Source organism: Meridianimarinicoccus aquatilis, from assembly GCF_004358675.1.
Classification (GTDB): Bacteria; Pseudomonadota; Alphaproteobacteria; order Rhodobacterales; family Rhodobacteraceae; genus Meridianimarinicoccus; species Meridianimarinicoccus aquatilis.
In genome coordinates this window covers 1-11,034 of sequence record NZ_SMZO01000083.1, presented here as the reverse complement: position 1 = coordinate 11,034, position 11,034 = coordinate 1, and the positions used below count along the sequence as shown (strand labels likewise).

Genomic DNA, 11,034 nt, shown 5'->3' with positions numbered 1-11,034 from the left:
GGGACTGTTGCATTAGCTTCGTTTCGTAGCGACGATGTGGCTTTGGAGGTTCTCGATGCCGCATAAATCACCGTTCAAGCACCATCGTTTTCCACGTGAGATCATCCTGTGCGCCGTACGCTGGTATCTGCGCTTCCCGCTGTCCTACCAAGATGTTGTGGATCTTCTGGCGGAGCGCGGCGTCAACGTCGATCGGTCGACCGTGTATCGCTGGGTCCAGAAGTTTGGCCCGGAGCTGACGCGGCGCACCGAACGGCATCTGCGCCGCGGCAGCGTTGATTGGCATGTGGACGAAACGTATATCCGCGTCGGCGGCAAGTGGCGCTACCTCTGGCGCGCGATCGATGCCAACGGGCAGATGGTTGACTTTCGGCTGACCGCAAGACGCGATGCGAAGGCCGCGAAAGCCTTTCTTTGCAAGGCGATCGAGCGCGTGCGGCTCCACCGGCCGGTAACAATCTGCACCGACAAGGCACACGCCTACCGGCGCGTCATCCGCGAGATCAACCACCGATATGACCCGCACTTCGACAGCATCCGTCACATTGACCGGAAATGGCGAAACAACCTGATCGAGAGCGACCACGCCGCAATGAAACGGCTCCTTGGCTATCGCCAGAGTTTCCGCTCGCTCCGATCCGCCAAAGCGACCCTCAGCGGAGTCGAAACGATTCGGACCATCAAACGCGGCCATATCCACCACAAACAACCCGGCGTCAGAGGCGAGATTGAATTCATCGCCAGCCTCTTCAAAACCGCCACGTAACCACCTGTGCCATCAGGGAAAGCTCAACACGCGCAAATTAACGCAACAGTCCCGTGAAAAAGGACATGGCGGCGTTCCAATATGAGCAGGGAAACGTAAAAGTCAAAATTACGCCGGCTGCTGAAGAAGGGCGGGCAAATGTCTTTGACCGGGACATCTTAATCTATGTTCTCAGTCAGCTGATGGCAGCAAAAAATGATGGTCAGGAAATTGGCCGCCGTGTTCAAATTTCAGCCCATGACCTTTTGAAAGCAACCAACCGCCATACAACGGGACAGGCCTATGCAACGCTCCGCCGTGCCCTCACCCGTCTCCAGTTCACGCAGATTGAGACAAACATCCATGATCATGGCATTGGTGAGTGGCGCTCTATTTCGTTCATCACAGATGCCCGTATCGTCAAAGAAGACTCGACTGGACGGCTGCTGAGCGTAGAGCTGGAAATGGGCGACTGGCTTGTAAAAGCAATTGAAAACAAAAATGTTTTAACCCTTCACAAGGCCTACTTTCAGCTTCGCAAGCCTTTAGAACGCCGCCTTTATGAGCTCGCCAGGAAGCACTGCGGAAAGCAGGATGTCTGGCGTATCGGTTTGGATAAGCTTCAACTTAAGACCGGGTCAACCTCAACGCCGAAGGAATTCAAGCGCCTGGTTAAAACCATCTGTAAGGCCGATGAAGATCAGTCACATATGCCCGATTATCGCTTCAGGTTGATACATGATGTTTTGGAAATCGTTCCAAAGGATGAGTTTCTCGATATCTATGGAGATCAGCCCTCTTCAAATCTGGCCGACACAGTTCGCCTCTCTGGAAACGCATACGAAAAAGCGCGTGAGGCTGCCCCGACGTGGGATGTGTATTTTCTTGAGCAAGAGTGGCGGATGTGGATGAGTGAAGCCCCACGTCATGCAGACGGTGCTTTCGTTGGCTTTTGCCGGAAGTGGTATGAACGCAAGGGTAACGCGCCATAGCTGTTATCTGTTATGGCTTATCTGTTAACAGGTAAGTGTTGACTGTTAAGTGTTACCTGTTAAGGATTGAAAAAACAGGAGTGCTTCATGACGCAAGTTATCAGCGTAGTTCAGGAAAAAGGCGGCGCAGGTAAAACAACGCTACTGACGGCGCTGGCCAGCCTGATGGTCGCAGATGATGCGAAAATTGCTGTGATCGACACCGATCCGCAGCGTCATTTGGAATCATGGGCGAAAAAAGAGCAGACCAACCTCGACTGGCTGTTCGAGGAAGATGATGAAAAGCTCCTTCCCACGGTCAAAGCCCTCAAAAAATCCGATCCACCCTACGACGCCATTTTTGTGGACACCGCCGGTTTCAAATCAGCCATGGCAATGCATGCGATTGCTGCCGCCAACCTGATCCTCATCCCGTCAAAGGCCAATGAGGCGGATGCCAAAGGCGCGCGGCGCACATTTTCTCATGTGCAAAGCATTGCCGAGACGATGGAAAAGGAAATTCCGGCTCTGGTTGTCATGATGGACGTCGATGCGCACACCAACATCACACAGGCGATCGTTGACGCCCTGGACGCCCAGAATATTCCCCGACTGAACGCGATGTGCGCACATCGCACAGGCTTCAAGGAAATGACCTCGACAGGCATGGCGCCCCAAGGGGCCGCCAAAAGGTCTGCACAATCCGTCCTGGCCGATCTGCAAGGCAGGGGCCTTATCACCTACTACAGGAGCGACGCATGGCAAAAGTCAGTGTAAATCTCGACGATGATCTTGATGGCGACGATAGCGCACAAAAGATCAAGGCAATGGCGGCACCTTACCCGAGCGTCAGCAGGGCTAAATCATCCGCTCTAAAAGACGCGCCGCGCGTCCAGTTTTCGTTCACGAATGTCCCCAAGCCGATAAAAGATGCCTTTGCCGCAGAAGCCAAGAAGCGGCGGCTGACCCAGAAAGAGCTGCTGTATGAATGCCTGCGCGCTGGCGGCCTTGATATTCCAGCCAACGCTGAAATTGACGGCCGCAGAAGATAACAGATACCCCATAACAGATATCTGTTATCAGGTATGGGTTATCTGTTGCTCCGTCTTTGAACACCTACAAATCCCGAATACACTTCTGATCACCTGAAAGCCCGCCAATGAACGCTGTTGAAATCGAAGAGGCCATATCCACTTTGGCCGAGCAGCCGTTCGATGCGGGCGAGTTCCCCTATGCCTTCCTGCTGGCGTTCGGGAACAAAGAGACCACCATCAAGCGCCTGCGCACGGGCGCATCCAACAAGTCTGACCTCGACGGCGTTCTTCAGACCAACAACATCCACCTCAAGACCTGTGCCAAGGGCGAGGTTGCCCAGACCCTTGCAGCCCTCAAGGACAGCGCGGCCACCACCAAGGCCAAGGCAAAGTTCATCCTCGCCACCGACGGCACTGATTTAGAGGCCGAGGATATCACCACCGGCGATACCATTGCCTGCGCTTACACCGACTTCCCCGATCACTTCGGCTTCTTCCTGCCGCTGGCGGGCATCAGCACCGTCAAACAGATCCGCGAGAGCGCCTTTGATATCCGCGCGACCAGCCGCCTTAATCGGCTCTACATCGAGCTGATCAAAGACAACCCTGACTGGGGCACGTCCGAGCGCCGTCACGACATGAACCACTTCATGGCGCGGCTGATCTTTTGCTTCTTTGCCGAAGACACCGACATCTTCAACGGCGAGGATATGTTCACCGCGACGATCGACCGGATGTCGGAGCGTGACGGCTCCAATACGCATGAGATCATCGGTGAAATCTTCCGTGCGATGAACACGGCCGGACCTGATAGGGCAGGGGCCAAGCTGCCCCGCTGGGCCGAGGGCTTTCCCTATGTGAACGGTGGGTTGTTTTCCGGCAGCACCGAGGCGCCGCATTTCTCCAAGATCGCGCAGCGGTATCTGTCTCACATCGGCAGCCTCGATTGGACCCAGATCAACCCCGACATTTTCGGCTCGATGATTCAGGCCGTGGCCGATGATGAAGAACGCGGCGCGCTGGGAATGCACTACACCTCTGTGCCGAACATCCTGAAGGTGCTGAACCCGCTGTTTCTGGACGATCTGCGCACCGATCTTGAGGCGGCCGGCGACAACCCTCGCAAGCTGGCGAACCTGCGCGCCCGCATGGCCAAGATCCGGGTGTTTGACCCCGCCTGCGGGTCGGGCAACTTCCTTGTCATCGCCTACAAGGAAATCCGCGCTCTGGAGTTTGAGGTGAACAAACGCCGGGGCGAGCCTGAACGGCGCAGTGACATTCCCCTGACCAACTACCGCGGGATCGAGCTGCGGGATTTCTCGGCCGAAATCGCCCGCCTTGCGCTGATCATCGCGGAATACCAATGCGACGTGACCTATCGTGGGCAGAAAGAGGCGCTGGCTGAATTCCTGCCGCTGGATGCGCAGAACTGGATCACCTGCGGCAACGCGCTGCGGCTCGACTGGCTGTCGATCTGCCCGCCGACGGGGACGGGGGTCAAGTTCCAGTCGGATGACCTGTTTATGTCACCGCTGGAGCAGGCGCAGATTGATTTCGAGAATGAAGGCGGCGAGACGTATATCTGCGGCAACCCGCCCTATCTGGGCTCCACATGGCAAAGCAAAGAGCAAAAAGAAGACCTTGGCCGCATCTTCGATGGGCGCACCAAAAGCTGGAAGTCGCTGGATTATGTGGCGGGCTGGTTCATGAAGGCCGCTGATTATGGCCTGCACACGCCCACGGTGTCGGCCTTTGTGTCCACCAACTCCATCTGTCAGGGGCAGCAGGTGCCGATCCTCTGGCCGCTGATTTTTGCAACAGGGCACGAGATTTCATTCGCCCATACCTCGTTCAAATGGGCAAACCTTGCCAGCCACAACGCAGGCGTGACCGTGGCAATTGTGGCGATATCCAACCATGCAGGGCAGGTCCGCAAACTCTATGCGCTGAATGCTGACGGTGAGACGGTGCTGAAAGAGGTCGACAACATCAACGCCTATCTGGTGGCCGCGCCGAATGTGTCTGTGACGAAGTCCAGCAATCCGATTGTAAACGTAGCTCCTATGACAAAAGGCAATCAGCCTACCGATGGGGGAAACCTTCTGTTGAGTTCGGATGAGGTCAGCGCGCTTGGGCTGACCTCCGAACAACATCAACGTTTCATCCGGCGCATCTATGGGTCCGCCGAGTTTATTCGCGGTCAGGAACGCTATTGCCTGTGGGTTGAGGACAAATACCTTGCCGAGGCCATGCAGATTGGACCTGTCAAAACGCGGATCGAAGGCGTGCGGGCCATGCGCCTTGCCAGCACAAAACAAGCAACTGTTGACGCTGCGCAGTCGCCCCATAAATTTGGAGAGTTAAGACAATCCGGTTCCGAAACCGTTATAGTTATTCCAAGCGTTTCATCCGAAAGCCGCGACTATCTTCCTTGTGGTTATTCGAAACCTGGAACGATCGTTTCAAACCTCGCCTTTGCCCTCTACGACGCTCCGCTCTGGAACATGGCGCTGATCGCCTCGCGCCTGCATCTGGTCTGGATCGCCACGGTCTGCGGCAAGATGAAAACAGACTTCCGCTATTCCAACACCCTCGGATGGAACACCTTCCCCGTCCCGAAACTCACCGAAAAAAACAAAGCCGATCTGACCGCTTGCGCCGAGGACATCCTGCTCGCCCGCGAGGCACATTTCCCCGCCACCATCGCCGATCTCTACAACCCTGAAACCATGCCCGAAAACCTGCGCGCCGCCCACGCCCGTAACGACGAGGTGCTGGAACGCATCTACATCGGCCGCCGCTTCCGCAACGACACTGAGCGGCTGGAAAAGCTGTTCGAGATGTATACCAAAATGACCAACAAGGTGAGCGCATGACGCTTGATCCAGTGATGAGCGCACAGCGCACCCGCAAGCTGGTCGATGACCTGCGCGCCAAACCTGCGGAAACCCCGTGGGTCGAGTTCAAGGAAAACAACGCTGATGGGCCGTTGGTCGGCAAGCTGATCTCGGCCCTGTCCAACGCCGCGCGTCTGGCCGATCAGCATTTCGCCTATGTGGTCTGGGGCGTGCGCGACAGTGACCACGCCGCCGTGGGCACCACGTTTGAACCCACGGTGAAAAAGGAAAAGGGCCAGCCGCTGGAGCTGTGGATCGCCAACCACCTGTCGCCAAGCATCGAGTTCCGCTTTGAAGAGGTCGATCACGATGGGCAACGCCTGATCCTGCTGACCATCCCCGCCGCCGCCACAGCGCCCGTTGAATTTGACCGCACAGCCCATCTGCGCATCGGCAGCGCCACACCCCGTCTGTCCGACCACCCCGAGCGCCTGCGCGCCCTCTGGGCCAAGCTACAGCCCTATGCGTGGGAAACCGGCATCGCCGCGCAGTTCCTGACCGGTGACGAGGTTCTGGCGCGGCTGGATTACGCCAACTATTTCGATCTGACCGCACAACCCTTACCTGATAACAGGTATGGGATATTCGATAAGCTGCTGGCGGATCGGTTGATCCAGAAGGACGTCAGCGATCATTGGAACATCACCAATCTGGGCGCGATCCTCTATGCCAAGAAGTTGGCTGATTTCGGCCCTTCGGTCGAGCGTAAGGGTGTCCGTTTCGTGGCCTATGCCGGCACTGGCCGCGCAGATGATGTGAGCCACCGTCAGGACGGTCAACGCGGCTATGCAGCGGGTTTTCAGGGGCTGGTGGATTACATCGACGGTCTTCTGCCCCGCAACGAGCTGATCGGCAAGGCCTTCCGCGAGGAACGCCCGCTTTACCCCTCCATTGCGATCCGTGAGCTGATTGCCAATGCGCTGATCCACCAAGACATGACGATCACCGGCGCGGGCCCCCTGATCGAACTGTTCAGCGACCGGATGGAGATCACGAACCCCGGCGCGCCTCTGGTCAGCCCGGACCGGTTTCTGGATTCGCCCCCACGCTCGCGTAACGAGGCCCTTGCATCGCTGATGCGCCGTATGAAGCTGTGTGAAGAGCAAGGCACCGGCATCGACAAGGTGATCACGGCGGTCGAGCTGCACCAGCTGCCCCCGCCGGATTTCCGGATGGAAGGCGATGCCGTGCGCGTGGTCCTGTTTGCCCCGCGCCGCTTTGCCGACATGACCCCTGAAGAGGCGGTGCGCGCCTGTTTCCAGCATGCTGCGCTGAAATACGTAGGCGGCCAGAAGATGACAAACGCCACGCTGCGCGAACGCCTCGGCATTGACGACCAGAACGCCGCGCAGGCGTCCCGGGTTATCCGCGCGACACTGGATGCCGGCCTGATCCGGCCAGCAGATGCAGAGCGCCCGCGCGCTGGCTATGTGCCCGCATGGGCGTGAGCGGGAAAAGATTTGATCGGGTTTTGATTGTGGCGATGCGGGCCGGAGGATGAGATTTGAAATACACATATAAATCATGCTGTTATGATGCCTGCATCGTGGCATTATCATTTGATCGGGTCTTGATCGCCTACCCTGAAACGAAAGATGTCGCGGACGTCGGAAAGAAAACAGCATGACAAACCAAGTTCCCTCCGTCTCCGTCAAATACGGCGCCACTGGCGCATCCACCAAGTCCAACGAGATGGGCATGCGCCAGATGCAAGAGCGCGCTTATGAAAAGCGGGGCGAGCAATATCTGTTGATCAAGTCGCCACCTGCATCGGGAAAGAGCCGCGCGCTGATGTTCATCGCTTTGGACAAGCTGCACAATCAGGGCGTCCAACAGGCTGTTGTCGTGGTGCCGGAAAAGTCGATCGGCGCCAGTTTTGGTGATGAGCCGTTGAGTGATTTTGGTTTCTGGACCGATTGGCAGGTCGCGCCGAAGTGGAACCTGTGCAACTCCCCCGGAACCGATGGTGGCAAAGTCAAATCAGTTGGAGCCTTCCTTGAAAGCAGTGATCGGATATTGGTTTGCACCCATGCCACATTCCGATTTGCGGTAGAGAAACTTGGGATCGAGGCGTTTGATGATCGGCTGATCGCCGTCGATGAATTCCATCACGTCTCATCGAGCGAAGACAACATCCTCGGCAAACAGCTCAATGATTTCATCGCCCGCGACCGGGTGCATGTTGTGGCGATGACAGGCAGCTATTTTCGAGGTGACGCGGCGCCGATCCTCGTGCCGGAAAACGAGGCGAGGTTCGACACGGTTACCTACACCTACTACGAGCAGTTGAACGGCTATAAATACTTGAAAACCCTCGACATCGGTTATTTCTTTTACTCTGGATCCTATGCTGACGACATCCTGAAGGTGCTCGATCCGAACGAGAAGACGATCCTGCACATCCCGAACGTGAACTCCAAAGAAAGCACGAAGGATAAACACAAAGAAGTAGAACACATTATTGAGGCTCTGGGAAAATGGCAAGAAATGGACCCTATGACCGGATTCCATCTCGTAAGAACGCCAGAGGGTCGAATTCTGAAAATTGCCGATCTGGTGGATGATGAGGCCGTAAAGCGGGATAGGGTGTCAGCCGCCCTGAAAGACCCTGCCCAGAAGAACAACCGCGATCATGTGGACATCATCATTGCCCTTGGAATGGCCAAAGAGGGCTTTGACTGGATCTGGTGTGAACACGCGTTGACCGTCGGTTACCGCGCCAGCCTTACCGAAATTGTGCAGATCATCGGCCGTGCGACCCGCGATGCTGAGGGCAAATCACGCGCTCGGTTCACGAACTTGATCGCCGAGCCGGATGCCGCAGAGGCGGCAGTCACTGAGGCCGTGAATGACACGCTGAAAGCGATCGCCGCGAGCCTTCTCATGGAGCAGGTTCTTGCCCCGCGGTTCAACTTCACAGCGAAAAGCGCCAAGAGCGGCCCGGTTGAGGGGTTCGACTATGGAGAAGACGGCTATGACCCAAAGAAGGAAAATGTGGGCTTTGATAAACAGAGCGGCCAATTCCAGATTGAGATCAAGGGTCTCGCTGAACCCAAAAGCGAATTTGCACACCGCATATGCCATGAAGACCTGAACGAGGTGATTACTGCTTTCGTGCAGGACAAAACAGCCATCGAGCGGGGGTTGTTCGATGAAGAATTGGTGCCTGAGGAGCTGACCCAAGTCCGGATGGGCAAGATCGTCGGAGCCAAATTCCCCGAGCTGGATGCAGAGGATCAGGAGGCTGTGCGCCAGCATGCGGTAGCTGCGTTGAACCTGACCCAGAAGGCCAAAGAGATCGCTCTTTCCAGCGCAGGTGACGCAGAGGTGAGCGGTAATACGGCGTTGATTGATGGTGTGCGCAAGTTTGCCATGGACGTCCGCGAGCTCGATATCGATCTGATCGACCGGATCAATCCGTTTGGTGAGGCCTACGCCATTCTGGCAAAATCCATGAGCGAGGAAAGCCTCAAGCAGGTCGCCGCGGTGATCTCTGCAAAGAAGGTGCAGCTGTCTCCGGAAGAGGCCCGTGATCTGGCGCGCCGTGCTGTGAGGTTTAAGCAGGAGCGGGGGCGGTTGCCCTCAATCACATCGGCTGATGCCTGGGAAAAGAAGATGGCCGAAGGCGTCGCATTTCTTGCCCGTATGAAGCAGGAGGCAGCAAATGGTTAAAGAATTCACCTCTGATGACGACGCTCTGCTCGCCGAGCTTGGTGTTGAAGTCGAAACAAAAAAGGCCATCAGCCGCACACCTCGGGAAGAGCGCATCATCGCGGGTTTTGAAGAGATACAGCGCTTTACCGAAGAGCAAGGACGTCAGCCGCGACATGATGAAAGTGGAGATATTTTCGAGCGGCTATACGCTGTGCGACTCGACCGTATCCGCGAGGTGCAGGAATGTCGCGACCTGGTGGAGCCGCTGGACCATCAAGGACTTTTGTCCGGATCAATTTCAACATTACCCGCTGACACTGATGATCTCGATGATGACGCGCTATTGGCAGAGCTCGGCATCGAGGTCGATGCGCCCCCGATCACAGAGCTGCAGCATGTTCGCTCAACCGCTGAAAAGAAGGCGGCGCAAGACATTGCGAACCGCGATCGCTGCGAAGACTTTGACACCTTCAAACCGCTTTTCGAACAGGTGCAGAAGGAGCTGAATAGCGGTTTGCGGGAAACGCGCCCTTTCGAGATGAAGGCCGAGATCGAGAAGGGTCGCTTCTTCATTGTCAGCGGTCAGAAAGCCTATGTCGCGGAGAAAGGCGAGACCACGATCAACGATCAAGGACGCACTGATGCCCGGTTGCGTGTCATTTTTGACAACGGCACCGAGAGCAACATGCTGATGCGTTCGTTACAGCGTGCATTGAACAAGGATGAGGCTGGCCGCCGGATCACCGAACCAACCGCTGGTCCATTGTTTTCCGACCAAACGATCGACGGCGATGAGGCAAGCGGCACAATCTATGTGCTGCGGAGCAAGTCTGATCACCCACTTGTCGCTGACAATCGAGAACTGGTGCATAAGATCGGTGTGACCAACATGAGCGTTGAGAAGCGCATAGCCGGGGCACATCTGCAGCCCACGTTCCTGATGGCAAATGTTGAGGTCGTCGCGACCTATGAACTCTATAACATCAATCGAACGAAGCTGGAAAACCTGATCCACCGCATCTTCGAACCCACACGGCTTGAGATTGAAATCTTGGATCGCTTTGGGCGGCCGGTTGTGCCGCGTGAGTGGTTTTTCGTGCCGCTTTTTGTGATCAAAGAGGCGGTAGAGCGGATTAAAGACGGCACGATTGCGAGATATGTTTATGACCCACAAAACGCGCAACTCGTGAAGCGTTCGATATAATGGGGAAAATAAGCAACCCAATCAGATTTTCAGAGCACTTTAGGATTGATTGTTGATTTCTGCTGAGAAGTGACCCGGTATTTTCACCGAGAATTGACCCACCCTTGTTTATTCCTCGGCGGTTATGTTGTGGTCAATGCTGGTGTGTCCTTTCTTGTTTTCTTGGCGGCTTCGGAGCTGGCTTTGAAGCGGTAGCTGTCGTTGCCGGTTTCCAGGATGTGGCATCGGTGTGTGAGCCGGTCCAAGAGCGCGGTTGTCATCTTTGCATCCCCGAAGACCTGCGCCCATTCTGAGAAGCTGAGGTTTGTGGTGATGATCACGCTGGTGCGCTCGTAGAGTTTGCTCAGGAGGTGGAACAAGAGCGCGCCGCCTGATGAGCTGAACGGCAGGTATCCCAGTTCGTCGAGGATGACCAAGTCGACCTTGGTGAGCATCTCGGCCATTTTCCCGGCCTTCCCGAGCGCCTTTTCCTGTTCCAGCGCGTTGACGAGTTCCACCGTCGAGTAGAAGCGCACCTTGCATCTGTGAT

9 protein-coding genes are annotated in these 11,034 nt (G+C 56.1%); 8 read left to right on the top strand and 1 reads right to left on the bottom strand.

The annotated features are described in order from the left end of the window. Positions 1-55: 55 nt before the first annotated feature. The 8 genes from E2L05_RS19225 (at position 56) to E2L05_RS19190 (ending at position 10,505) form a co-directional block, all read left to right on the top strand. Complete coding sequence (locus E2L05_RS19225; protein WP_133343683.1) at positions 56-766, top strand: IS6 family transposase; 711 nt, start codon at positions 56-58, stop codon at positions 764-766. A 53-nt stretch (positions 767-819) separates the two neighbouring features. Beyond that, positions 820-1,737, top strand: coding sequence for a replication initiator protein A (trfA, locus tag E2L05_RS19220; protein WP_243722065.1), 918 nt, complete (start codon positions 820-822; stop codon positions 1,735-1,737). Between the two features lie 66 nt (positions 1,738-1,803). After that, positions 1,804-2,493 (top strand): ParA family protein, encoded by a 690-nt coding sequence (locus E2L05_RS19215; RefSeq protein ID WP_243722064.1) that lies wholly within the window; start codon positions 1,804-1,806, stop codon positions 2,491-2,493. Continuing rightward, positions 2,475-2,768, top strand: coding sequence for a hypothetical protein (locus E2L05_RS19210; RefSeq protein WP_133344531.1), 294 nt, complete (start codon positions 2,475-2,477; stop codon positions 2,766-2,768). The genes E2L05_RS19215 and E2L05_RS19210 overlap by 19 nt, the downstream gene beginning before the upstream one ends. A gap of 107 nt (positions 2,769-2,875) precedes the next feature. Further along, on the top strand, positions 2,876-5,626 hold the full coding sequence (locus E2L05_RS19205) for a class I SAM-dependent DNA methyltransferase (RefSeq protein ID WP_133344529.1): 2,751 nt from the start codon (positions 2,876-2,878) through the stop codon (positions 5,624-5,626). Further along, positions 5,623-7,095 carry an ATP-binding protein gene (locus E2L05_RS19200; protein WP_133344527.1) on the top strand — a complete coding sequence of 491 codons (1,473 nt, stop codon included), beginning with the start codon at positions 5,623-5,625 and terminating at the stop codon, positions 7,093-7,095. The genes E2L05_RS19205 and E2L05_RS19200 overlap by 4 nt, the downstream gene beginning before the upstream one ends. A 175-nt stretch (positions 7,096-7,270) precedes the next feature. After that, complete coding sequence (locus E2L05_RS19195; RefSeq protein ID WP_133344525.1) at positions 7,271-9,319, top strand: DEAD/DEAH box helicase; 2,049 nt, start codon at positions 7,271-7,273, stop codon at positions 9,317-9,319. Continuing rightward, positions 9,312-10,505, top strand: a complete 1,194-nt coding sequence (locus tag E2L05_RS19190) for a GIY-YIG nuclease family protein (protein ID WP_133344522.1) — start codon at positions 9,312-9,314, stop codon at positions 10,503-10,505. The genes E2L05_RS19195 and E2L05_RS19190 overlap by 8 nt, the downstream gene beginning before the upstream one ends. 122 nt (positions 10,506-10,627) lie before the next feature. Here the strand turns inward: E2L05_RS19190 and E2L05_RS19185 are convergent. Next, the coding region (locus tag E2L05_RS19185; protein WP_165971777.1) for an ATP-binding protein at positions 10,628-11,034 on the bottom strand (407 nt) is incomplete at its 5' end.

Bases quoted from the DNA above. Each gene is read 5' to 3' on its own strand.
- E2L05_RS19205 (WP_133344529.1), top strand. From the start codon at position 2,876: ATGAACGCTGTTGAAATCGAAGAGGCCATATCCACTTTGGCCGAGCAG.
- E2L05_RS19190 (WP_133344522.1), top strand. From the start codon at position 9,312: ATGGTTAAAGAATTCACCTCTGATGACGACGCTCTGCTCGCCGAGCTT.
- E2L05_RS19195 (WP_133344525.1), top strand. From the start codon at position 7,271: ATGACAAACCAAGTTCCCTCCGTCTCCGTCAAATACGGCGCCACTGGC.
- E2L05_RS19210 (WP_133344531.1), top strand. From the start codon at position 2,475: ATGGCAAAAGTCAGTGTAAATCTCGACGATGATCTTGATGGCGACGAT.
- E2L05_RS19200 (WP_133344527.1), top strand. From the start codon at position 5,623: ATGACGCTTGATCCAGTGATGAGCGCACAGCGCACCCGCAAGCTGGTC.
- E2L05_RS19225 (WP_133343683.1), top strand. From the start codon at position 56: ATGCCGCATAAATCACCGTTCAAGCACCATCGTTTTCCACGTGAGATC.